Source organism: Streptomyces sp. AC558_RSS880, from assembly GCF_019049255.1.
Lineage (GTDB): Bacteria > Actinomycetota > Actinomycetes > Streptomycetales > Streptomycetaceae > Streptomyces.
Genome location: NZ_JAGMUJ010000072.1, coordinates 104636 through 129715, shown reverse-complemented (window position 1 = coordinate 129715; position 25080 = coordinate 104636). Strand labels below are relative to the sequence as shown.

The window sequence follows — 25080 nt, the reverse complement described above, 5'->3', positions numbered from 1 at the left end:
CATTTGAGAATGCGGCGGTGTGATGAGGGAGGAACCGGAACTCGTGAGCGAAGCGCCTGCACCGGGACGAGCGGAACTGGGGGACTCGGAGGTGCTCGCGGCGGTGGCCGCCGCCGTGGACGTCCCCCGCACGGAAGTGACACTCGACGCCGACCCGTTCGAGCTCGGGCTCGACTCCCTGGGGCTCATCCGGCTCACGGCCGACTGGCGCCGTCAGGGCATCGGGGTCGGTTACGAGCAGCTCGCCGAGGCGGCGACGCTGCGGGAATGGCTGGCCATTCTGAGCACCGCCCCGGCCACGGCGCCGTCGGACGAGCCGGACACCCCGGAGCCGACACGGACCGACCCGCCCGAAGCGGACGCGCAGAGGCGGGACGAGACGCCCTCGGACGGTGCGTTCCCGCTGGCCGTCATGCAGCACGCCTACTGGATCGGACGCCAGGACGACCAGCCCCTCGGCGGCGTCGGAGCGCACTTCTACGCCGAACTCGACGGAACCGGCCTCGACCCCGAGCGTCTCGCCGCCGCCGTGACCGAACTGCGCCGACGTCACGAGATGCTGCGGGTCAAGGTGCTCGACGACGGTCGGCAGCGGATTCTCGCCGAACCCGTACAACCAGCCGTCACGGTGCACGACTTCACCCAGGAGCCGGCCGACGGCTGCGCCGAGGCGCTCGACCGGTTGCGGGACCGCTACACCCACCGGCGCATGGACGTCGAGCAGGGCGAGGTGTTCGACGTCGCGCTCAGTCTGCTGCCCGGCAACCGGACCCGCCTCCACATCGATCTCGACATGGTCGGCGCCGACGCCGCCAGCATGCGCGTCCTCCTGGCGGACCTCCAGCACCTCTACGACGATCCGGACACCCCGCTGCCGGACATCGGCCACAGCTACCGGGACTATCTGCGGGAGAGCCGGGCGCGCAGGAAGGCCGAAGTGGCCGCGGCGCGCGACTGGTGGCGCGAGCGGCTGGACGGACTGAGCGCTCCGCCTCAACTGCCCACGGTCATCGACCCGCTCGGCTCGGAATCCGCCGCGCCGCGGTACCACCGGACCGTTCGCCTGCACCATCACCTGACGGCCCGGCGCAAGCGCGTCCTGCTCGAGCGGGCCAGGCAGCACCGAGTGACTCCGACGGCGGTGCTGGCCGCGGCGTTCGCCGAGGTGCTCGCCGCCTGGAGCGCCGAGCCGAGGTTCCTGCTCAACCTCCCGCTGTTCGACCGGGACCTGAGCCGGCCCGGCACCGAACTGCTGATCGGCGACTTCAGCAGTTCCGTCCTGCTGGACGTCGACCTCGCCACCGAGCGTCCGTTCGCCGACTCGGCACGGAGCATCCAGGCGGAGCTGCGCAGAACCATCGCGCGCGGCTCGTACTCGGGCGTCGAGGTCCTGCGGGACCTCTCCCGCGCCGCGGGGGGAACGCCCGTCCTCGCGCCCGTCGTGTACACCAGCGCCCTCGGCCTCGGAGAGGTCTACGACCGTGCCGTGCGGGAGACCTTCGGCGAGCCTTCCTGGATCATCTCCCAGGGCCCCCAGGTGTGGCTGGACGCACAGGTGACCGAGCTGGACGGCGGTCTCCTGCTCAACTGGGACGTCAGGGAGGAACTGTTCGCGCCCGGCGTGCCCGCCGCGGCCTTCGACGCCTACCGGAACCTGCTCGAGACCCTGCTCGACGACGAGGACGCGTGGGCCCGCCCCGTAGGGACCCAGCTGCCGACCGAACAGGCCCGTGTCCGCGGGCGCGTCAACGACACCGACGCGCCCGACGTGACCGAGCGGCTGCACGAGGGGTTCCACCGGGCCGCGTCCGCACAGCCCGACCGGGTGGCGCTCATCGACGGGACGGGCCGCCCCCTCACGTACCAGGAGCTGCGGACCTGGGCCGGGCGCGTCACCGCGCTGCTCACCGACGCCGGTGTCCGGCGGGGTGACTCGGTCGCGGTGCGTCTCACCAGGGGGGCCGGTCAGGTCGCGGCGGTGCTCGGCGTGCTGGGGGCCGGCGCGACCTACGTTCCCGTCGGTGTACACCAGCCCGCCGAGCGCGCGGCGCGCGTCCTGGAGGCCGCCGCGGCGACGGCGGTGCTGACCGACGTGCCCGACGCGGTGGAGCTGCCCGCCCGGGCCGACGGCAGCTCGCCCCGCGTCCTCACCCTCGACGCGGCCGACGCCCTGCGGCCCGCGCCCCCGGTGCTGGACCAGCCTGTCTCGTCGGTCGCCTACACGATCTTCACCTCCGGGTCCACGGGCACCCCGAAGGGAGTGGACGTCTCCCACGGCGCCGCGATGAACACCCTCGCCGCGATCAACGCGCGCTTCGGTGTGCAGCCGTCCGACCGCGGACTGGCCCTGGCCGAGCTGGACTTCGACATGGCGGTCTACGACCTGTTCGGACCGCTGTCGGCGGGTGGCTCGGTCGTCCTGATCGACGAGGCGGCCGGGCGCGACCCGCAGCACTGGATCCGACTGATGCGTGAGCACCGGATCACTCTGGTCAACTGCGTCCCCGCCCTGCTCGACATGACCCTCACCGCGGCCGAGGCCGATCCCGAGGGACTGGGCGACACGCTGCGGCTGGTCCTGCTCGGCGGTGACTGGGTGGGCATGGACCTCCCGGGACGCCTGCACGCCCTGGTACCCGAGGCGCGGTTCGTCGCGCTGGGCGGCATGACCGAGGCCGCGGTGCACTCGACGGTCTTCGAGGTCGACGAGGTCGACCCGGGCTGGGCTTCCATCCCCTGGGGCGTCCCCCTGCCCAACATGCGGGCCCGTGTGGTCGACGCACGGGGCAGGGACTGTCCGGACTGGGTCGCGGGAGAGCTGTGGATGAGCGGCGCCGGGCTGGCCGAGGGCTATCGCGGCGACCCCGACCGCACCGCCGAGAAGTTCGTCCTGCACGGCGGCAGGCGCTGGTACCGGACCGGGGACCGCGCCCGGTACCGCTCCGACGGCGTGCTGGAGTTCCTCGGCCGTGTGGACCACCAGGTCAAGCTGCGCGGACACCGCATCGAACTCGGTGAGGTGGAAGCCGCGGCCGCCGGCCGGTCCGACGTCTCCGGCTGCGTGGCCCTGGTGACCGGTCAGCCGGCCCAGCTGGCCCTCGTCGCCGCCGGCACCCCGACGGAGAAGCCCACCGAGACCGACCTGCGGGACAGCCTCACGCAGCGGCTTCCCGCCTACATGGTCCCCTCCCGCATCGAGATCGTCGACGCCCTCCCGCTGACGGCCAACGGCAAGCCCGACCGCAAGAAGGCCGCGGCGCTGGTGGAGGCGGGAGCGGCGGCCTCCGGACACGGACGTGGCGAGCCGCCCATGGGCTGGGCGGAGACCACCCTCGCCCAGGTCTGGTCCGAGCTCCTCGGCGCTTCCGACATCGGGCGCGACGACGACTTCTTCGCACTCGGCGGGGACTCCCTGCTGGCCACCCGGGTGATCGCCGCTCTGCGCACCCGTGACGTCGGCGGGGCGCGCGTCGCGCAGCTGTTCACCCGCCCCAGGCTGGCCGACTTCGCCGCGACCCTCACCCGGCAGAAGCACCGTGCCACGACCCTGGGCACCGGCGACGTCGCCCACCGGCACGAGCCGTTCCCGCCCACCGACGTGCAGCGCGCCTTCTGGATCGGCCGCGACGACCGGTTGCCGCTCGGCGGCGTGGGCACCTACCACTACAGCGAGTTCGACGGCGTCGACGTCGACCTGGCCCGCATCGAACGTGCCTGGCAGACGCTGATCCAGCGCCACGAGATGCTCCGCGCGGTCTTCGACCACGAAGGCCGGCAACGGATCCTGCGCGACGTGCCCCGCTTCACCATCCCGGTCACCGAGGTCGGCACGGAGGACGAGGCGCCCGCCGTGCTGGACAGACTGCGCGCCGAGTCGTCCCACCGGCGCCTGGACCCCACCCGGTGGCCCCTCTTCGACATCCGGGCCGTGCGCTACCCGAGCGACGGCCGCACGCGGACCCGGCTGGCCGTCGGACTCGACTACATCGTCCTCGACGGTGCCTCCATCATGGCCCTCTACGCCGAACTGGACGCACTCCACGCCGACCCGGACACCGAACTGCCCGCCATCGACATCTCCTTCCGGGACTACGTCCTCGACGTCGTCCCGGAGAAGGACGACGTCGAGCGGGCCCGTGCGTACTGGCTGCGCAGGCTGGACGAGCTGCCGCCCGCCCCCGAGCTGCCGCTCGCCGGCGACCCGGCCGCGGTGGCCCGCCCCTGGTTCACCCGCCGCAGCCGGCCGCTGGCGGCCGACCGGTGGGAGACGCTGAGGGAGCGGGCCCGGCAGCACGGGCTGACCCCCTCGGTGGTCCTGCTGATCGCTTACGTGGAGGTCCTGGCGGCCTGGAGCGACCAGGACGGGGTCACCGTGAACCTGACCCTGTTCAACAGGCTGCCGGTGCACCCCCACATCAACCGCCTGGTCGGCGACTTCACGTCGGTGTCGCTGATCGGCCACAAGCCCCGGCCCGGCGAGAGCTGGCTCGACGCCGCGCACCGCCTCCAGCAGGTCATGGGCGAGGACCTGGACCACAGGGAGGCGTCCGCGATCTGGCTCATGCAGGAGCTCGCCCGGCGCACGGGCACGGTGGAGGCCGCCATGCCCGTGGTCTTCAGCAGCACGGTGGGCGTGGGCGACCGGGCGACCAAGGACCTGAGCGGGGCCTTCCCGGCCAAGGTCTTCGGCATCTCGCAGACGCCGCAGGTCATGCTCGACAACCAGGTGACGGAGTCCTCCGGCGGCATCCTGGTGAGCTGGGACGCCATCGAGGAACTGTTCCGCCCGGGCGTACTGGACGCCATGTTCGACTCCTACTGCCGCATGCTCGACCGGCTGGCCGACGAGGACTGGCGGCACGGTCCGCTCCCCGCCGCGCTGCCGCCCGAGCAGAAGGAAGCGCGGGAACGGATCGCCCTCGCGCCCGGTCCCGTTCCCCCCGGCCTCCTGCACGAGGACGTGTTCCACTGGGCCGAGGCCGACCCGGACCGTACGGCACTCCTCCTGCCGGACGGCGACGCCCTCACGTACGGCCGACTCGCGGAGCGCGCCACCCTGATGGCGGGAGGACTGGCCCACCAGGGTGTCCGCCCCGGCGACACGGTGGCGCTCCTGCTGCCCGGCGGAGCCGACCAGATCGTCGCGGCCCTCGGAACCCTGACCGCGGGCGCCGCGTATCTGCCGCTGCGGCCCGCACCGGACGCCGACGTCGCAGCGGAGCACTGCAAGGCGGCGGGGGCCGCCCTCGTGGTCACCGGGACGCCCGGCGCCGACATCGGGGGGGTACGAACGGTCACCGTCTCCGACGTCATGGCGTCAGCCACTCCGGCCGAACCGTTCCGCGGTGACCCCGGCACTCCCGCTCACGTCCGCCTCACCGAACACGGCCCGCTGACCTTCAGCCACGCGGCGGTGCGGGGCACACTGACGGACATCCGGGCGCGGTACTCGGTGGGCGAGGGGGACCGAGGGATCGCGCTGTCCGAACCGGACACCGTGCGCTCCGTGTTCGACGTCTTCGGTCTGCTCGGCGCCGGCGCGACACTCGTACTGCCCGGCACCGCCGATCGCGCCGACATCGCCGCGCTGGCGCGGCTCGCGGTCCGACACGACGTCACGGTGTGGAACAGCACTCCGTTCCTGCTGGACCGGCTCCTCACCGAGGCGGGTTCGCCGGCGGCCGGAGTCCGCATTCCCGCCCGGCTTCGCCTGGCGATGGTCTCGGGCGGCCGAGTGGGCCACGACCTGCCGCGCAGGCTGCGCGACCTGGTAGGCCAGGGATGCCGGTTCGTCTCGCTCAGCACCGTGCCCGGCACGGCCCTGTGGGCCGGCGTGCACGAGCCGCCCGCGGCGGCTCCCGCCGATGCGACGCCCATGCCGTCCGGCCTGCCGCTCGCCGGCCGGCGGCACCGCGTGGTCGACACCGCCGGGCGGGACCGTCCGGACTGGGTCGGCGGCGAACTGTGGATCAGCGACGAGGGGATCACGGAGCAGGCCGGGAACGCACACATCAGCCGGATCGTCGAACAGGACGGGACACGCTGGTACCGCACCGGGAGCCGGGCGCGCCACCGGCCGGACGGAACGCTCGACCTGACCGGACGCTCCGGGCGGCCGACCCGGATCGGTGGCCGGCGCGTCGAACCGGACGAGGTCGAGACAGCCCTCGAGACGCACCCGGGAATCGCCCGCGCGGTGGTCCTCGTCACCGGAGCGGAGGACGACCGCAGGCTGCACGCGGTGATCGTCCCGGTGGGCGAGCGGCCGACGGGTGTCCCCGAGCACCTGGAGAGACTCCTCCCGGCGCACGCCACACCCGGCCGCTTCACGTTCGTCGACACGCTCGACCAGTTGCCCGTCGCCCACGACGGAGACATCGACCGGACCGCGCTCGCGGCCTCCGTCGCCTCGGAGACCGAGGCCGGGGGGCCACCGAAGGGCGAGGTCGAGCGCCGTATCGCGGCCATCTGGTCCGACCTCCTCGGCACCGGAGTACACGACCGCAACGCGAACTTCTTCAGCGAGGGCGGCGACAGCCTCACGGCGCTGCGCCTCGTCGGAGCCGTCAACGAGTTCTTCGGCACGGACGTACCCGTGCGTGCCTTCCTGGCAGCGTCGACCCTGGCAGACCTGGCAGCGCGCATCGAGAGCATGCAGGTCACCGATGAGTTCGAAGAAAGTGGAGAGATATGAAAGCGCAGGACATCGTCGCGGACCTGGAGCGGCACGGCATCCGGCTCTGGGAGGAGGACGGCAAGCTGCGCTTCCGCGCCCCCCAGGGCGCACTCACCGAGGAGCGGCGCGCGCTGCTGCGTTCGCGTCGTGAGGACGTGCTGGCCCACCTGTCCGAACGGGCGCAGGCCACCCGCCTCGTTCCCGACCCCGACGCCGCACACCAGCCGTTCCCGCTGACCGACATCCAGGGCGCGTACCTGGTCGGCCGCGGCAGTGCCTACGGCTACGGCGGCGTCGCCTGCCACGTCTACACCGAACTCGCCTACCCCGCCGACACCGATCCGGACCGGCTCAATGAGGCCTGGTGGGCGATCGTGGAACGGCACGACATGCTGCGGGCCGTCGTACACCCGGACGGTTCCCAGGAGGTGCTGCCCGGCATCCCCGAGACGCCGATCCCCGTCGAGGACATGAGGGGAGCCCCGGCGGCGGACGTGGAGCGCCGAGTGGCGGACGTCCGGGACGAACTGGCCGCACGGGTGCCGCCCACCGACCGGCCGCCGCTCTTCGAGCTCCGGATGACCCGCTGTGACGACGCACTGCTGCTGCACCTGTCCATCGACCAGCTCGTCGTGGACTACGCCAGCCTCCTGATCGTCCTCGCGGAGCTGGAGGACGTGTACCACGGCCGGCGACTGGCGCCGCTGAACGCCCGGTTCCGCGACTACGTGCTGGCGCGCCGCCGGCAGACGCTCACCAGTGAGTACAACCGGCACCGCGACTACTGGCTGCGGCGCCTTCCCGATCTGCCGGGCCCTCCGGAGCTGCCGCTCGCGGACGGCACCGGGACCCTCGGCCCCTTCCGCCGGTACGAGACCGTGATGAGCGCCGAGCAGCGCAAGGCGTTCGAGGCCAACGCCGCGGCGCTGGGGATCCCCACGTCCGCCGCGGCCCTGACCGCCTTCGCCGAAGTGATCGGCCGGTGGAGCCGCAACCCGGAGTTCATGCTCAACCTCCCCACCTTCACCCGGCTTCCGCTGCACGAGGACGTCGACCGGCTGGTGGGCGACTTCACCGCCGTCGAACTGCTCGCCGTGGACCTGCGGGAGCGGCAGGCCTTCGCCGACCGCGTCCGCACCGTGAGCTCGAACCTGCTGGAGGACCTGGCCCACTCGCTGTTCACGGGCAGCCAGGTGCTGACCGAGATGGCCCGGCTCCGCGAGGCCCAGACCCTCCTCATGCCGGTCGTGTTCACCAGCACCCTCGGCTCCGCCACCATGCGGCAGCCGGAGGCCGTGGTCCGGCACGCCCAGACGCAGACGCCCCAGGTCTGGATCGACTGCCAGGTGATGGAGCGCGGCGACGGCCTCGCGCTGAGCTGGGACGTACGGGAAGGCGTCCTCGCGGAGGGCACCGCCGACGACCTGTTCGACGCCTTCACCGCCCTCATGCACCGCCTGGCCCAGGACCCCGGCAGCTGGTCCGCACCCGCGGAGATCGACCTTCCCGAGCACACCCGTGCCGTGCGCGCACGCGTGAACGACACCGGTGCTCCGGTTCCCCGGGCCCTGCTGCACGAGGCCGTGCTCGACACCGCACGCCGTACCCCGGACCGCGTGGCGGTCCTGGACCAGGACCGCCAGGTCACCTACCGCGAGCTGGTCGCGCGGGCCACCGGCGTCGCCCGGGCCCTGACGACGAGAGGCGTCACCCCCGGGCAGATCGTGGCGATCACGATGGACAAGGGCTGGGAGCAGGCGGCCGGCGTCCTCGGTGTGCTCATGGCCGGTGCCGCCTACCTGCCGCTGGACACCACACAGCCGCCCCGGCGCCGCGACGCGATCCTGGCCGACGCCGAGGCGAGGGCCGTCCTCACCCAGTCCTGGCTGGCCGACGGCGACCGGCCGGACGGCGTCCCGGTCATCGCGGTGGACGCCCTCCCCGGCAGCGAGGCCGCCGCACCCGAGACACGGGCCGACCCCGACTCCCTGGCCTACGTCATCTACACCTCGGGCTCGACGGGCGCGCCGAAGGGCGTGATGATCAGCCACGCCGCCGCGCTGAACACCGTCGTCGACATCAACCGCCGGTTCGCGGTCACGGCGGACGACCGTGTCTTCGCCCTGGCCCAGCTCGGCTTCGACCTGTCCGTCTATGACCTGTTCGGCCCGCTGTCCGTGGGCGCGACCGTGGTGATGCCCCACCCCGAGCGCCGGGGCGACCCCTCCAGCTGGGCCGAGACGATCAGGCGGGAGGACGTCACCGTCTGGAACTCGGTGCCCGGGCAGCTCCAGATGCTCCACGACTACCTGCGCTCCGACGACCCGCCGCTGCCCTCCATACGGCTCATGATGCTCTCCGGGGACTGGATTCCCGTCAGCCTCCCGGAGGCGGTCCGGCGCTGGGCCCCCGCCGCCGAGGTGCACAGCCTGGGCGGCGCCACCGAGGCATCCATCTGGTCCATCCACCACCCGGTCTCCGTCACCGACCGCTCCCGGCGCAGCATTCCGTACGGCAAGCCACTGGCCAACCAGACCTTCCACGTCCTCGACTCCGCCCTGCGGCCCCGCCCGGACCTGGTCACCGGCGACCTGTACATCGGTGGGATCGGCCTGGCCCAGGGATACTTCGGCGACGCGGAGCGCACCGCGGCGGCGTTCGTCCAGCACCCGGTCACCGGCGAGCGGCTGTACCGCACCGGCGACCTCGGGCGCTACCACCCGGACGGCGTCATCGAGTTCCAGGGCCGGGCGGACACCCAGGTGAAGATCCGCGGCTACCGGATCGAGCTCGGTGAGATCCAGGCGGCTGTCGAATCCCTCCCCTCCGTCGGCGCGGCGGCCGTCGTCGTGGCGGGCGGTCGCGGCGACGCCGGCCAGACGACCCCCCGTACGCTCGCCGCCTTCGTCGAGCCCGCCCACCTCAGCGAACCGCTGCCGGTGCCGGCCTCGCTCCGGGACGCCTTCGAGCGGGCCGTGCGGGACGCGGCCGAGGGTGTCGACCTGCCCGCGCTCACGGCCTTCCGCACGGCACTGAACGCCGCCGCGCTGTCCGCCATGTGCGAGACGCTCGCCCCCGCGTTCGCCGGACCGGAAGAGCCCCTGACGGCCGACCGGATCTGCGAGGCACTGGAGGTCGCCCCGGCGCACCACCGCCTGGTCCGCCGCTGGCTGCGCGGTCTGGTGGCGGCGGGCAGGCTCAAGGAGGACGCCGGCGGTTACCGGGACCTGTCCGTCCCCGCCCCCGGCGCCACCGAGCAGGCGTGGGAGGACGCGGCCGCACGCGAACGGGAGGCGGAGTGGAGCCCCGAGCTGTTCGCCATGGTCCGCAACTGCGCGCGCGTCCTGCCGTCCCTGCTCACCGGCCGGGCCGACCCGGTGGACCTGCCGTTCTCCGGCGCCTCGGCCGACGCGCTCGACGCCGCCTACAGGAGCAACCCCGCGGCCCACGCCCTGCACCGGGTGCTCGTGGCCGGCGTCACGGAGATGGCCCGCAACCACCCGGAGGGCACCCCCCTGCGCGTGATGGAGGTCGGCCTGCGCGGCGGCGGCGCCGTGACCGAGCTCGTGCCCGCCCTGGGAGACACCACCTTCGACTACCTGGCCACCGATCCGTCCTCCCGGCACCGCTCCCGGGTCGAACAGCGCTTCGCGGACGACCCGCGGGTCCGGTGCGCCTCCTTCGACCCGGCGGAGGACCCCCGCGAGCAGGGCTTCCTGCCCCACTCCGTGGACGTGCTGATCTGCGTCGGGGTGCTCGACAACGTCCCGGACGCCGAGGCGGCCCTCGCCCGGCTGAACTCACTGGTCGCGGCGGGCGGCTGGCTCGTCCTGCTGCAGAACGCCGGCGACGACGACCACGCCCTGCGGATCTCCACCGAGTTCCTCCCCGAGCACGCGGGACCGTTCGCCGACGTCCGCGCGGCGAACGAGCAGTCCTTCCTGACCGCCGGACAGTGGGCCGCGCTGCTCGGTGCGCAAGACAGCCGTATCGCCGCCGAGTTCCCCGCCGGACCGGAGGAGGCCGCCACCTACGGCCGGCGGCTGTACTTCGTGCAGCCCAAGCCGACACGGGCACCGGTCGCGGTGACGGAGCTGAGCAGCGGCTGCGCGGAACTGCTGCCCGAGTACTCGGTGCCGACCCGGTGGCAGATACTCGATCGGTTGCCGAAGACCGCGAACGGCAAGCTGGACCGCGCCAAGCTCGAGACCTGGGCCGCGCAGACCGACCGGCAGGCCGACGCGCCCGCATCGAGCCGGCCCCGGGACGAGCTGGAACAGGCCATCGCGGCCCTGTGGGCCGAACTGCTGGAGCTGGACGAGGTCGGCCGTGACGACGACCTGTTCGACCTCGGCGGGGACTCCCTGCTCGTGGCACGCATCGTCGGCAGGCTCAGGGACGGACTCGACGGCCTGGACGGCGAGTGGGACCTGGAGTGGGAGGTCGTCCTCCGGCACCTGCTGCGCCGGCCCACGGTCGCCGGACTGGCCGATTACCTGCGTGACGTCTCGGCGGACCAGCGGAGCGAGGGGAACGAGGTGTCCCCGATCGTCACGCTGGTCGAGACGCCCCCGTCACGGCCGGTGACCGTCCTGGTGCACGCCGGCACCGGCACGCTCCTGCCCTACCGGCCGCTCATCACCGAGATCCGCAACCGGACGGCCGGCCGCAACGGACTGGTCGGCCTGGAGATCCCGGAGCTGGACACGTTCCTCAACGCCGACCCGAACGGACTGATCGACCGGCTCGCCGCGCGCTACGTGCGTGCCCTGCTCGACGCCGGACACACGTCCTTCGACGTCGTCGGCTACTGCGTGGGCGGCGTCATCGCCACCGAGGTGGCGCGCGGGCTGACGGAGGCCGGTGCGGAGGTACGCAGCCTCACCGTCATCAGCAGTCACAGCCCGACCTTCCGGATCGACGACGAACTGCTCTCCGAGTACTCGTTCTCCCTGATGATGGGCATGGACCACGCCCACATCGGGTTCCCGGCCGACTCCGACCGGGTGGGCGCCGCGGTCGGCGCCGTACTCGAGCGCTCGCCCGACGCGATCGTCGACGGGGCACTCGCCGACCTCGACGGGGAGTACGCGGACATCGCCGAGGCGTTCACGGACCTCGAGTCGCTGCCGCGCATGGCCCGCGTCACCAGGATGTGCGAGGCGCTGCCTCCCGCCCTGGAGGGCACCTACCAGCCCGAGGGCCTGCTGCGCGCGCTGCGCACCTACCAGCAGAGCACGTACGCGCTGAGCCGGCACCGGGCCGAACCGTACGCGGGCGACATCACCTTCCTGCGGCACAACGGCGCGTACCCCTTCCCCGGCAGCGCGGACACCATCACCGACCACTGGGCGAAGATCTGCCTCGGCGACCTGGAGAGCCGCGAGATCCCGGGCGAGCACTTCACCTGCATGACCGGCGACAACGTGCCGACCGTCTTCGGGCATCTGCGCGAGATCATCGAAGGGATGGAAGCGTGATCGGCATTCTGGGAGCGTCCGGGGCGGTGGGGCACCACGCCGCCGCCGCCCTGGCGCGAGCGGGCGACGGGCCGCTGCGTCTGGGCGCCCGCAGGCCCGAGGCGATCCGCGTGGAGACGGACCGGGCCGACGTGGAGACCCGCGCGGTGGACGCGCTGGACGCCGCCTCGCTCGCCGAGTTCTGCGCGGGCTGCCGCGTGGTCGTGAACTGCGCCGGGCCCAGCTACGCGCTGAAGGACACGGTGGCCCGGGCCGCCCTCGCGGCGGGTGCCGACTACGTCGACGTCCTCGGTGACGACCCGGTGCACGAGGCGCTCACCGCCACCGGGGCGGTGCCGGCCGGCCGTACCGCCGTGCTGTCGGCCGGCACCGTGCCCGGCCTCTCCCTCCTGGTCCACCGGCGGCTGACGGAACTGGCCGAGCGGGACGCGACGCGTGCGACGCGCCTGGTCGCCTACGCCGGCGGACTGGAACGCGCCACCGCGACCGTGGCCGCCGACATCCTGCTCTCGCTGGACGTCGGCGGCGCGGGCGGCGAGCCCTACGGGCATCCGCTGGCGGCCTGGCGCAACGGCCGGCGTGTCCCGCGCGCGTTGCGCGTGAACGAGAACGCCGAGGTGCCGCACTACCCGCAACGCGTCGCCCTGCAGCCGCTGCTGACCGCGGAGATGGAACGCGGCGCGCGCGCCACCGGCCTGGCCGAGGCCGAGTGGTACAACGTCTTCCCGGGCAGCCAGGTGCGCGCCCTGTTCACCGCGCTCCCGACCCTGCCCGTCGACACGCCCGAGCAGCGGGAGGAACTGGTCCGGCGCATCATCCGGGCGGGCGAGATCGACCTGGCGGGTGCCGAGCCCTACTACCGCCTGGTGCTCACCCTGTCGGGGCCGGACCGGCGGCGCACCGCCGTGGTGCGCACGGACGACAGCTACCGGCTGACGGCGGCCGTCGCCGCACACACCGTCCGCGCCCTCGGGAACGGCCGTGTCCCGCCCGGTCTGCACTTCGCGGGGGACGTCCTGGAGCCCGCCGAGGCGATCGACGAGCTGACCCGCACGGGGGCGGCGGACTTCTCGGTCTACGAAGGCGAGGGCCACACCGGCGAGCAGGCGGGCGACGACTTCGAGGACGGTGAGCTGTGAACACCTCTCCCGGCCGGCCGCTGCGGACGGTGGTGGCCGGCACCAACTTCGGCCGGTTCTACATCGATGCCGTACGGGAGCACCCGGACTTCGCGCTGGCGGGCATCCTCGCCAAGGGGAGCGGCCAGTCCCGGAAGACCGCCGAGCGGCTCGGCGTGCCCTGCTGGACCGGCATCGACGAGCTGCCGGACGACATCGACGTGGCCTGCGTCGTCGTCCCGTCAGCCGTGATGGGAGGGCCCGGGACCGAACTGAGCCAGGCGCTCCTGCACCGGGGGGTGCATGTGCTCCAGGAGCACCCCCTGCATCCGGACGAGCTGTCGGACACCCTGCGCGTCGCCAGGAAACGGAAGCTGCAGTACCGCGTCAACACCCATTACGTCCACGTGGAGCCCGTGCGTGTCTTCCTCGAAGCGGCACGCCGACTCCGCGACCGGCAGAAGGTGTTGTACGTCGACGCGGCGTCCCCGGTGCACGTACTGGCCCCCTTGATCGACATTCTGGGCAGGGCGCTCGGCGGCCTGCGCCCGTGGCACCTCGGGGACGTCGCGGCCGTCGGGGACGAGGTGTTCGCCGCGTCCGACGGACGGGTGCCGGTGCGGACGCTGCACGGCGCCCTGGCCGGAGCGCCTTTGACACTGCGCGTGCAGAACCAGATCCATCCGGGGGACCGGGACAACCACGCGCTCTTCTGGCATCGCGTGGCCATCGCCACCGAGGGCGGGGTGCTGACGCTCGCGGACACCCACGGACCGGTGCTCTGGCACCCCCGGATGCACTCGCCGCGCGACGACGGGCACCGGCTCGTCTTCCGGTCCGGCCCCGGCGCGGAGTGGCTGAGGCTGCCGACGCATTCCGTCGTCGGTGACCCGGCGCAGGATCCGCACAGCTTCGACGGGATCTTCTCCGACCTGTGGCCGTCGGCGGTGACCGATGCGCTCAGCGCGTTGCGCGACGCGATCGGGGAGGGCGCGGACGTCCTGCGTACCGCGCAGCACGACCTGGCCGTCTTCCACGTCTGGCGGGACCTGATGGCCCGCCTCGGTCCCCCCGAGTTGATCCGCCCGCCCGCGCCCACTCCGCTGGCCGTGGCCGACCTGACCGTTTCCGGCTCCGGTGGTTCGGGGGAGCGTCGTGGCCGCGGGCCGGTCCAGGGGGGCACGGCACCCGAACCGGCCGTGCGGGAGCCGTCCGGCGCCGAGGGCGACACCCCCGGCGCCGGGTACACCCAGCCGGCCGAGTTCTTCGACCTCGGGGCCCGGGAGCACACGGACCGGACCGGCCCCGCGGTGGTCGCCTCGCTCGCGGGCATCGACCCGACAGCCGGTCCGCTGCTGGACATCGGCGCGGGAAGCGGCCTGGTGACCCGTCAGATGGCCGCCGCCTACCCGGACTGCCGGATCGTCGCGGCCGAGCCCTCGCCGGGTATGCGCGCCATCCTCACCAGCCGGCTCGCGGAGGACCCCGGGATCGGGGAGCGGGTGACGGTGCTGCCCGACGCCGCGAACGACCTCGTCCTGCCCGACCGGATCTGCGGCGCGGTCGCCTGCGGGATGCTCGGGCACCTGGACCCGGACCGGCGCCGTGCGCTGCTGCGGGACCTGGCCGACCGTCTCGCGCCGGGCGCGCCGCTCGTCGTCGAGCTCATGGGGCTGTACACCCCGGTGTCGATGCCGGCGACCCGGTTGCGCCAGGCCGCCCTCGGCGGCTTGCGCTACGAGTGGTGGATGGCCGGTGAACCCGCCGGTGAGGAGCTGATGCGGCTGGAGACGACCTGGCGCGTCTTCGACGGGACGCGGATGGTGCGGGAGGTGCGGGACGCGTACCACTGGCACACGGTGACCCTGGACCGGATCGCGGAGGAGGCGGGACTGACCCTCGAGCCCCCGCCGTCGCCCCATGGAGCGGCCGTTCCGCACCTGGGCGTGCTGCGCGGTGCGGAACGGCCGACGGTCACCAGGTGACGAGTACCTGTTCCGGCCCGAAGGCGATGCCTTCGTGCCGGAACCGGACCGCGTGCAGGGGAGCCGCCGCGCGGAGCGTGGGAATACGGTCCAGGAGGGTGCTGATCGCGGTCACCAGTTCCAAGCGGGCAATATTCTGTCCGACGCATTGGTGAATGCCGTAGCTGAATGCGACATGCTGTTTTCCTTTCCTCTCGAAATCAATTTTCTCGGGCGCTTCGAAGACACTCTCATCATGATTTGCTGAAGCCAAGAGTGGGATGACTCCATCGCCCTTGCGAATCACGTGCTCCCCGAACCGAATGTCCTCGGTGGCGGTACGCAGGGCGATGGAGTCGCCGACCGAAAGAACTCGGAGAAGTTCTTCCACGGCGGCCGGGAACCTGGTGTGGTCCGCGCGCAGCTCCGCGATCAGGTCCGGGTTCTCCAGCAGAGCCAGCACGCTCAGGGCGATCTGGTTCGTCGTGGTTTCCCAGCCGGCCACGACGAGGATCGCGATGGTCGTGATCAGCTCCTCACGGCTCACCTCGCCGGTGCGCAGCCGCTCGGCTATCAGCCTGCTGAGCAGGTCGTCGCCGAGGTCCGTCTCGCGTTCCGCGATGATCCCGTCCACCACGGTGGACAGGGCGCCGATGCCCTCCGCCGCGCCTTCCGCGGTGCTGGCGCCGCCACCGAAGACCTGGGAGCCCAGGGTCCCCGTGAGGCGCCGGAACCACGGATCGGTGCGCCGTACTCCGATGAGCTCGCACATGACCGTGCTGGACACGGTGTGGGCGAAGTGGGTGACCAGGTCGACCGGGGGGCCGCCGGCGAGCAGTTCGTCGATGCGCTCGTCGACGATGCGCTGGATGTCCCTGCGCATGCGGCGCGCCTTGCGGACGGTCATCTCGGCGAGCAGCATCCGCCGGAACCGTGTGTGCTCGGGCGGATCCATCCTGATGAACGGCCTCGTCCTGGCGCCCACCTCCTGCTCGCCGTCGACGAGCGCGGGGAAGTTCGGGTGGCGGATGTCGGCGCTGACCCGGGGGTCGGCCAGTACCGCGCGAACCTCCTGGTAGCCCGTCACGATCCAGGCCTGACGGCCGGTGGGAAGGGTCACCCGGGACACCGGGCCCCGCCTGCGGAGTTCCGCGTACTCCTCCGGCGGGGCGAACGGGCACCCGCGGACCATCGGAAAGGAGTGGGAAGCGGCGCTTGCCGCATCGGTTTCAGTCATGGCTGTCAAATCCTTTGTACGGCGACATCGGTATCCTAGCCATCGTCATCTTCGGTTGCTACAGAAAAGCAACGCGTTTACTCGGGCGAATTTCAGGCGGGGCTGGACGAGGCCGGAGATTAATGATGGACTGACTGGAGCGGTGGCAGCACGACTGCCTTGTGTAACTCGCGGTACGAGCTGCGGCTCGCGGTGGGAGAAATAGTGAATCAGTCGGTTCTCGGACCTTGGCTGCGCAGGCCGGTGGTTCGGCCCGAAGCGCGTCTGCGCCTCGTGTGCTTCCCGCACGCGGGCGGCGCGGCCTCCTCGTTCCGGCCCTGGCAGCGCCTGCTGCCGGACGAGATCGAGCACGTGACCGTGCAGTACCCGGGCAGGGAGGACCGGTTCGCCGACAGTCCGGTCGACTCGATGGACGTCCTGGTCCGCCAGGTCGTCGACGCCCTCGAGCCACTGCTCGACCGGCCCTGTGCCCTCTTCGGCCACAGCATGGGCAGCGCGGTCGCCTACGAGGTCGCTCTGGAGCTGCGGCGCCGGGGCCTTCAGGCGCCGGTCCGGCTGCTGGCCGCCGGCCGGGCGTCACCCCATCACGCGGTGGTGGGTGACATCCACCACCAGGACGACAGCGCGCTGATCGGCGAACTGGCGCGTTACGGCGGGACGCCTCAGGAGGTACTCGCGGACCCGGAGCTGCGTGCCGCCATCCTGGGGTACGTCCGCGGCGACTACCGGCTGATCGAGACGTACCAGCCGTCCTCCGCCGAGCCGTTGGACTGTCCGGTCAGCGTCTTCTTCGGCTCCCGGGATCCCGAGTGCGGAGCGCAGGACGCCGAGACGTGGTCGGGCACCACACGTCACCCCCTGACCGTCACGGCCTTCGACGGCGGCCACTTCTTCCTCGTCCCCCAACGCGCCCTGCTGGTCGAGGCCATCGGTCGGGACCTGGGTCTCGACGCCCGCCGACCCGCGCGTACGTGGCCCAGCACCCCCTGAGACCTGAAAGGACGTCACTGTCATGGTCGCGGACTACTACACCGCCTCCGCGGAGTTCTACGAGATGGTGGCCGCGCGCCACGTGCGGACGAGTGCCGGGCCCCTCACCGCTGCCCTGGCGGGAGTCGACACCACTCGCGGCCCCGTCGTCGAGATCGGCGCGGGCACGGGGCGGATCACCGCGGTCATCGCCCAGGCCCTGCCGGGCGTCCCGATCATCGCTGCGGAGCCATCCGTTCCGATGCGGGCGATGCTCACGAGCCGGGTGTTCGGGGACGAGGACCTGCGGAAGCGGGTGACGGTCGTGGCGGAGCCCGCTCAGGAGCTCACCCTGCCCGACACCGTCAGCGCAGTGGTGATCTTCGGCGTGGTCGGCCACTTGACCAAGGCCGAACGCGGCGACCTGTGGCGGAACCTTCGCGGCAGACTGCCCGACGGCGGGCCGATCATCGTGGAGCTGATGGGGGTCGGCACCGCCCGTCGTGTGCCGCCGTTCAGGATGCTGCGCGAGACGATCGGCGAGCAGACCTACGAGTGGTGGACGGAGGCCGAACCCCTCGAGGGTGAGGTGATGCGCTGGCGGACGTCCTGGAAGGTCTTCCGCCGGGGCAAGTTGGTGCGCACCAACTCCGACACCTACGACTGGGAGAACCTCAGCCTCGAGCGGCTCGCGCAGGAGGCCGGAATGAGCAGCAGCCTGGTGAGCGCCGCAGGTGTTCCGGGGTCACCGGAGATCGGCAAGCTGATCCGGTGACGGGGCGGCGACCAGGGTGCTCCCCACTGTTGCTGTGCCACGGTCGGGCCGCCGCCCCCGTGTGAGGTCGGCCTGTGGGCTCCCGGATCACCGACGCCCAGTCAAGTGTATTGACAATCGTTTTCATTAAAGCTTGTATGGGGAGCGCTCGACCCGCTTCTGCGGGTCCGTACCCCCGCGAGTGCGGTGACGGGCCGGCCCTTCCCCGCCGGGTGCGTTCCGTCGAAGGGAGTGACCGCACATGACGGAGGCATCGACACCCCGCCGAACGTGCCGGTCCCGTCCCGCCGCGAAAGGTCCGCCGACCGCCGCCGGCACGGCAGGCCGGTGCGCGACGTCATCGTCGCTCACGGGACTGCGCGGAACCCGGCCGCCCCGCACGCCCTCCCGGGCACCCACTTCCCCCACCACCGCCGCGAGACGGCGCCGCACCCCCTCGTGGGGTGCCGGCCGCACCGCTACAGCCGCCGGCGCCCGCTGCCAACCGGAAAGCGAGAACCTCCCGTGACCCGTCGGGAACCCTTCCCCGAGCGCAAACTCACCTTCACCGGCGATCCCGTCGCCGTCGCCGCCGCTCTGTCCGCGGGCACCGACGCACCCCACCTCCTCTACGAGCAAGGCGGCTCCGTCACGTGGAGTGAGGGCGAGTCCGTCGTGATCGAGGTGGACGAGACCTCCGTCAGGCTGCACGGCACGAACGCCGAGACCACGCGACTGCCCGCGGGCGCCCACCCCCTGGCCACCGCCGGGGAACTCCTCCGGACGCGGACCGACGGCGTCGGATCGGCGCACGGGTGGATCTCCTTCGAACTCGCCCACGCCTACCACGGGGGCGGCACGACCGGCGATCGGACCCTCGCCCGATTCGTCGTCCCGGAGCGTGAGATCGAACTGACGCCCACCGCGGCCGTACTGCGGGCCGGCGGGCCCGACGCCCTCGACGCTCTGGAGAGACGGCTGCACACCGCCGCGGCCTCGGCCGGCGAGCCCGCCGCCGCGCGCGTCGCCGTCGACCTGGAGGAGCGCGCCGACCGGTACCGCACCGCCGTCGCCGACGTCGTACGCGCCATCCGCGCGGGGGAGCTGGACAAGGCCATCGTCTCCCGCACCGTGTCCGTGCCGGAGGAGATCGATCTTCCGGCCACCTATGTGGCGGGACGGCGCAGCCACCTCCCGGCCCGTTCCTTCCTGCTGCGGCACGGCGGGTGGGAGGCCGCCGGCTTCAGCCCCGAAATCGTGGCCCGGATCGACACCGACGGCCTCGTCACGGCCCAGCCGCTGGCCGGCACCCGCGCGCTGACCGGCGACTTCGACGCGGACGCCGCCCGCCGCGCCGAACTCCACCGCGACGCCAAGGAGGTGTACGAGCACGCCGTCTCCGTACGCCTGGTGCAGGAGGAGCTGAACACGGTGTGCCTGCCGGAGTCGGTGCGCACCGAGGAGTTCATGGCCGTGGAGGAACGGGGCAGCGTGCAGCACCTCGCCTCCCGGCTGCGGGGCCGACTCGCACCCGGCCACGACCGGTGGGACGCGCTCGCCGCGCTGTTCCCCGCGGTGACCGCTTCCGGCATACCCAAGGGGCCCGCGCTCGCGGCGATCCGCCGGGCCGAGGAACAGGAACGCGGGCTGTACAGCGGCGCGGTCGTGCGGCTGGAGGCCGACGGCACCCTGGACGCGGCATTGGTGCTGCGCACCGTCCTGCGCCGAGGCGACCGGACCTGGCTGCGCGCCGGAGCCGGCATCGTGGCGGGCTCCGACCCGGAGCGGGAGCTGGAGGAGACCAGGGAGAAGCTCCGGGCGGTCAGCGGTCACCTGGTGCCCGCCACCCCGGCGACGGGGGCGGGCGACGACATCCCGACGCCCGTGACGGCTCCGTGAGCCGGGCCGACACCCTGGGCGCACGGTGATCGCCGGAACAGCCCGCGGCCACGTCGGCGCCGGCCGCCGTGCCCCGGCAGGGTCCGCTCCCCCCGGTGTCCTCCTCGAGGGCGGAGACGGCTCGCGGCCGTTCGCCGAGCACGCCGGGGTGCCCGCTGTCACCGACGAGGCCGCGCGGGCGCCCGACCGCACCGGCATCGTCCGTACGGTTGTCCGCTCCGGCGCCACCGGAGGTTCCGACGACTCCGGCACCGTCCGCACGACGCCGTACCGCGGCACGCACGTCCTGCGGAAGCGCCGCCCGGTCCACGCCGGCCACCCGGGGGGAGGCTCGCGACGGCGACGACCGCCCGGGCCGGTTCACCATGACCGATGTGCCCACCGGCCGCTTCGGCGTCATCGAACCGCCGCACGTCCACATGGTCGCCGAGCACCTGGTGTCGGTCCCGCTGCGGCCGGGCCGGGGACACCGAGGGAGAAGACACCCCGATGACCACGACCACCACCGAAGCCACGGCCGCCCCCGAGCAGCAGCCCGAACCCCCGTCGGCCACCGCCGACCGCGATGAACGGCGGCGCACCGCCGACGCCCTGCGCGAACTGCGCCGGCCCGTCGCCCGGATGACCCGGCTCGGCATCGTGCTGGGCGCGATCGGCGCCGTCACCACCCTGGTGCCCTTCGTCGGCATCGCCGAGATCGGCCGGGTCCTGCTCGCAGAGGGCCCTCCGGACCGCGACCGGGTGGTCACCGCGGCCGTCGTCGTCGCCGTGGCCCTGGTCGTCGGCTGGAGCTGCACCGGCGCCGCCCTGTGGATCACCCACCTGGCGGACGGCCGGCTCCAGGCCGGCCTGCGGCGCCGTATGGTCGCCAAGCTCGGCCGGGTACCGCTGGGCTGGTACTCGTCCACCACTTCCGGACAGGTCCGCAAGGCCGCCCAGGAGGACATCGACGACCTGCACCATCTGACCGCCCACCACGACGTCGAACTGTCCGGCGCGATCGCGCTGCCGCTCGCCGGACTCGGCTACCTGGTGTGGGTCGACTGGCGGCTCGCCCTGCTGGCGCTCGTCACCCTGCCGGTCTACTTCACGGCGTACGCCTTCATGATGCGCGGCTTCGCCGAGAAGATGACCGCGGTGGACACCGCCTTCGGCCGGGTCGGCGCCGCCGTCGTGGAGTTCGTGCACGGCATCGGCGTCGTCAAGGTGTTCGGCGGCACCCACCGCGCCCACGCCGGATACCGGGAGGCCGTGCACGCCTACGGCGACCAGTACGCGGGCTGGGTCCGGCCGGTGCTGAGACTGGACGCGTACACCTCCATGGCCCTGTCCGTGCCGGTGATCTCCGTCGTCGGACTGGCCGGCGGCATCTGGTTCACGCACGAGGGCTGGGTCACCCCCGCCGACGTCCTCGCCGAGGTGCTCGTCGCCGCCGTCCTGCCCACCACCCTGCTCACCCTCAACCAGGGCCTGACCGCACAGCGCAAGGCCGTGGCCGCCGCCGGACGCATCACCGCGCTGCTGGACCTCCCCGAACTCCCCGTCACCGACCGGCCGCGGAAGCCGAACGGCAACGACGTCGTGCTCGACGGGGTCGTCTTCGGCTACGCCCCCGGCCGGCCCGTGCTCCACGGCATCGACCTGACCTGCCGGGCCGGCACCGTCACCGCCCTGGTCGGCGGCTCCGGCGCGGGCAAGTCCACCCTCGCGGCCCTCGTCCCCAGGTTCCACGACGTGGACGCCGGCGCGGTCCGCATCGGCGGCACCGACGTCCGCGACATCGCACCCGAAGAGCTGTACCGGCACGTCGGGTTCGTCCTGCAGGACGTGCAGCTGCTGCACGGCACGGTCGCCGACAACCTGCGCCTGGGCCGTCCCGACGCCACCGACGACGACCTCGTCGCCGCCGCGACCGCCGCCCGCGTCCACGAGCGCGTCACGCGGCTGCCGCGCGGTTACGACTCGGTCGTCGGCGAGGACGCCCGGTTCTCCGGCGGCGAGGCACAGCGCCTCACCATCGCCCGCGCCTTGCTCGCCGACGCGCCCGTCCTCGTCCTCGACGAGGCCACCGCCTACGCCGACCCGGAGTCCGAGGCGGAGATCCAGGACGCCCTGTCCACCCTGGTACGGGGCCGCACCGTCCTGGTGGTCGCCCACCGCCTGTCCACCATCACCGGCGCCGACCGCATCGTCGTCCTGGACGCGGGCCGGGTCGTCGAGCAGGGCACGCACACCGAACTGCTCGCAGCCGGAGGCCGCTACGCCCGCATGTGGGCGGCCCACAACCCCGCCGACGCGCCCGGCGCCGAGCCGGCCGAGGGCACCGAGGAGACCGCCCGATGATCCGCCACCTGGCCACCGTCCTGGGGCCCGACCACCGGGGCGCCCTGCGCCGCTACTTCGCCTGGCTGATCGCCTACGCGGTCCTCGAAGGCGTCACCGTGACCTTCCTGGTGCCCGTACTGCGCTCGGTCTTCGACGGCGACACCGCCGGAGCCCTGCGGCACCTGGCGGTCCTCGCGGTCCTCGTCGTGGTCACCTGCGTCGCCCGCTACCAGCAGGCCATGCGGGGTTTCGGGCTGGCCGTCGTCACCCTCACCACCCTGCACGACCGGCTCGGCGATCATCTGGTCCGGCTGCCGTTGGGCTGGTTCACCTCCGAGAAGGTCGGCCGCGTCGCGCGGAGCGCCACCACCGGCACCCTCACCGTCACCAACGTCTTCGCCCACCAGCTCACCCCCCTCGTCAGCGGCATCGTCACCCCCGCCACCGTCGCCCTCGCCCTGCTCGTCCTGGACTGGCGCCTCGGGCTGGTTCTGGTGGCTTGCGCCCCGCTGCTGTACGCCACCCACCGCTGGTCCGCCTCCTGGATCGGCCGCAGCGAACGGCGGCGGGATGCCGCCGACGCCCTCGCCGGCAGCCGGGTGGTGGAGTTCGCGCGGGCACAGAAGACCCTGCGGGCCTTCGGCCGCGACCGTGCGGGCTACGCCCCGTTGGAGGCCGCGGTGGAGGAACGCGGCAAGGCGGCCGGCCGGATGCTCGCCGAGACCATGCCCCGGCTGCTCGCAGGCGGCCTCGCCGTCCAGCTGTGCTTCGCCGCCCTGGTGACCACCGGCGTGACCCTGGCCCTGCACGACGCCGTGGAGCCCGCCGCCCTGGTCGCGCTCCTCGCGCTGGCCGCCCGGTTCGTCGGCCCGCTGTCGGAGGCCGCCGGCATGAGCGGCATGCTGCGCATGGCCGGCAACGACCTCGGCAGGCTCGCCGCCCTGCTGGACGAGCCGCCCCTGCCCGACACCGACAAGCGCGCCGTCCTCGACCGCCCCGGCGAGATCGTCTTCGAGAACGTCACCTTCGGCTACGACGACGGGGACCCGGTGCTGCGGGACGTCTCCCTGCGCGTCCCGCCGCGCACCGTGACCGCGGTGGTCGGCGCGTCCGGTGCGGGCAAGACCACCCTGGTCCGGCTCATCGCCCGCTTCTTCGACGTGGACGCCGGATCGGTCCGCGTCGGCGGCACCGACGTGCGCGAGATGCCCGTGGAACAGCTGATGGCCCAGCTCTCCGTGGTCCAGCAGGACGTGTACCTCTTCGACGACACCCTGGAGGGCAACATCCGCGTGGGCCGGCCCGACGCCACCGACGAGGAGGTACGCGAGGCGTCCCGGATCGCCGGCGTCGACGAGATCGTCGAGCGGCTGCCGGACGGCCTGGCGACGCGCGTCGGCGAGGGCGGAGCCTCCCTGTCCGGCGGCGAACGGCAACGTGTCTCCGTCGCCCGCGCCGTCCTCAAGCGCGCCCCCGTCGTCCTGCTCGACGAGGCCACCGCCGCCCTCGACCCGGAGAACGAGAAGTATGTGCAGCAGGCCCTGCGGACCCTGATGCGGGACTCCACATTGCTGGTGATCGCCCACCAGCTGTCCACCGTCGTGGCCGCCGACCAGATCCTCGTCCTGGACGAGGGCCGGATCAGCGAGCGTGGCACCCACGAGCAACTGCTCGCCGCCGGCGGCCTCTACGCCCGCTTCTGGGATCGGCGCCGCCGCAGCCGAGGCTGGCGCCTGGTGCCGGCCGGCACGGCGGAGCCGACCCGGTGATCGGCCCGGTCGCGGTCAGGGGCGGCTACGGGGATGTGGAACGCCGATCACCCGTCCGGGCCGGGTGCCCACCTCGGCTCGGACGGGCGGTCGAAGACCGTCACGGCGTAGCGTGCGGTAGCCCGGCCGCAGCACGGTGGGATGGTCCGTCGCCGAAGCGGCAGGGGAACTGCCCCGCGGCCTGGACGTCGCCGTCTCTGCGACGGCCCTGCACTGCCTCCCCGCCCGCGTCCTGCCGGAGACCTGCCGCTCCCTCGCGGTCCTGCTCCGCCCCGGTGGGGCGCTGGTCAACGGGGACCACTTCCCTCCGGACACGCGGTCCTGCTCGGACCTGACCGCCCACGTGGGGCGCCGCCGCCGAGCCGTCGGCCGGCGGCGGCCGTCGCTCCGCCCCGGACGGCCGTCCTCGCCCGCGCGGATCGAGGAGCGGACGCGGCAGACGTGTGTCAGGCGTCCGTTCGGCCGTCGTCGCGCCCGGCGTGACAGTTGTCGCACACCCCGGTCAGTTCGAGGGTGTGGTCCACGTCGTGGAACCCGGTGACGCGCGCCACCTCGACCGCCCACTGCTCGACCTCCTCGGAGTCCACGGCGAGGCTGAGGCCGCAGCGCCGACACAGAAGGTAGTGCCGGTGACCGTCGGCGGGCCGGGGCCGGTAGAGGCGTTCGCCGTCGCTGTCGCGCACCATGTCCACCTGGCCCGACGCCTCCAGCAGGTGGAGCGTGCGGTAGACGGTGGTCAGGCCGACCACGACACCGTCCGCCGTGAGTGCCGCGTGCAGGGTCTGGGCGGAGGTGAAGCCGTCGCAGGCGGTCAACGCCTGCAGAACGGCGGCCCGTTGCGGGGTGGGGCGCCACTCGCCGAGGGTCGTTCCGTGCATGTGTGCCTCCG

Annotated in this window: 11 protein-coding genes; 9 read left to right on the top strand and 2 right to left on the bottom strand. The window is 73.0% G+C overall.

Features of this window, described 5'->3' with window-relative positions:
• Window positions 1–43 precede the first annotated feature (43 nt).
• From KUM38_RS23130 to KUM38_RS23115, 4 genes are read left to right on the top strand one after another with little or no spacing between them, the layout of a single operon-like run.
• Window positions 44–6694, top strand: coding sequence for a non-ribosomal peptide synthetase (locus KUM38_RS23130; protein WP_308409020.1), 6651 nt, complete (start codon window positions 44–46; stop codon window positions 6692–6694).
• The gene (locus KUM38_RS23125; protein ID WP_217131335.1) at window positions 6691–12156 is read left to right on the top strand and encodes a non-ribosomal peptide synthetase; all 5466 of its coding nucleotides are present in this window, start codon (window positions 6691–6693) and stop codon (window positions 12154–12156) included. The genes KUM38_RS23130 and KUM38_RS23125 overlap by 4 nt, the downstream gene beginning before the upstream one ends.
• On the top strand, window positions 12153–13295 hold the full coding sequence (locus KUM38_RS23120; protein WP_217131334.1) for a saccharopine dehydrogenase NADP-binding domain-containing protein: 1143 nt from the start codon (window positions 12153–12155) through the stop codon (window positions 13293–13295). Before KUM38_RS23125 ends, KUM38_RS23120 begins: the two co-directional genes overlap by 4 nt.
• The gene (locus tag KUM38_RS23115) at window positions 13292–15259 is read left to right on the top strand and encodes a Gfo/Idh/MocA family oxidoreductase (RefSeq protein ID WP_217131333.1); all 1968 of its coding nucleotides are present in this window, start codon (window positions 13292–13294) and stop codon (window positions 15257–15259) included. Before KUM38_RS23120 ends, KUM38_RS23115 begins: the two co-directional genes overlap by 4 nt.
• Here the strand turns inward: KUM38_RS23115 and KUM38_RS23110 are convergent.
• Window positions 15249–16160, bottom strand: a complete 912-nt coding sequence (locus tag KUM38_RS23110; protein ID WP_254397610.1) for a cytochrome P450 — start codon at window positions 16158–16160, stop codon at window positions 15249–15251. The two genes, KUM38_RS23115 and KUM38_RS23110, sit on opposite strands and share 11 nt — an antisense overlap.
• A gap of 558 nt (window positions 16161–16718) precedes the next feature.
• Between KUM38_RS23110 and KUM38_RS23105 the strand changes: the two genes are divergently transcribed.
• The 5 genes from KUM38_RS23105 to KUM38_RS23085 all read left to right on the top strand — a co-directional run bounded on the left by KUM38_RS23105 (window position 16719) and on the right by KUM38_RS23085 (window position 24191).
• Window positions 16719–17465, top strand: coding sequence for an alpha/beta fold hydrolase (locus KUM38_RS23105; RefSeq protein ID WP_308409019.1), 747 nt, complete (start codon window positions 16719–16721; stop codon window positions 17463–17465).
• Window positions 17466–17487: 22 nt separating this feature from the next.
• A complete protein-coding gene (locus tag KUM38_RS23100) occupies window positions 17488–18219 on the top strand; it encodes a trans-aconitate 2-methyltransferase (protein ID WP_217131331.1) in 732 nt (243 codons plus the stop codon).
• A gap of 504 nt (window positions 18220–18723) precedes the next feature.
• On the top strand, window positions 18724–20097 hold the full coding sequence (locus tag KUM38_RS23095; protein ID WP_217131330.1) for a salicylate synthase: 1374 nt from the start codon (window positions 18724–18726) through the stop codon (window positions 20095–20097).
• 489 nt (window positions 20098–20586) lie between these two features.
• The gene (locus KUM38_RS23090; RefSeq protein ID WP_217131329.1) at window positions 20587–22440 is read left to right on the top strand and encodes an ABC transporter ATP-binding protein; all 1854 of its coding nucleotides are present in this window, start codon (window positions 20587–20589) and stop codon (window positions 22438–22440) included.
• The gene (locus KUM38_RS23085; RefSeq protein ID WP_217131328.1) at window positions 22437–24191 is read left to right on the top strand and encodes an ABC transporter ATP-binding protein; all 1755 of its coding nucleotides are present in this window, start codon (window positions 22437–22439) and stop codon (window positions 24189–24191) included. Before KUM38_RS23090 ends, KUM38_RS23085 begins: the two co-directional genes overlap by 4 nt.
• A 446-nt stretch (window positions 24192–24637) precedes the next feature.
• Here the strand turns inward: KUM38_RS23085 and KUM38_RS23080 are convergent, their stop codons facing one another.
• A complete protein-coding gene (locus tag KUM38_RS23080; RefSeq protein ID WP_217131327.1) occupies window positions 24638–25069 on the bottom strand; it encodes a Fur family transcriptional regulator in 432 nt (143 codons plus the stop codon).
• Between the last annotated feature and the right edge of the window lie 11 nt (window positions 25070–25080).

Bases quoted from the DNA above. Each gene is read 5' to 3' on its own strand.
- KUM38_RS23085 (WP_217131328.1), top strand. From the start codon at position 22,437: ATGATCCGCCACCTGGCCACCGTCCTGGGGCCCGACCACCGGGGCGCC.
- KUM38_RS23090 (WP_217131329.1), top strand. From the start codon at position 20,587: ATGACCACGACCACCACCGAAGCCACGGCCGCCCCCGAGCAGCAGCCC.
- KUM38_RS23125 (WP_217131335.1), top strand. From the start codon at position 6,691: ATGAAAGCGCAGGACATCGTCGCGGACCTGGAGCGGCACGGCATCCGG.
- KUM38_RS23110 (WP_254397610.1), bottom strand. From the start codon at position 16,160: ATGCTGCTCGCCGAGATGACCGTCCGCAAGGCGCGCCGCATGCGCAGG.
- KUM38_RS23080 (WP_217131327.1), bottom strand. From the start codon at position 25,069: ATGCACGGAACGACCCTCGGCGAGTGGCGCCCCACCCCGCAACGGGCC.
- KUM38_RS23100 (WP_217131331.1), top strand. From the start codon at position 17,488: ATGGTCGCGGACTACTACACCGCCTCCGCGGAGTTCTACGAGATGGTG.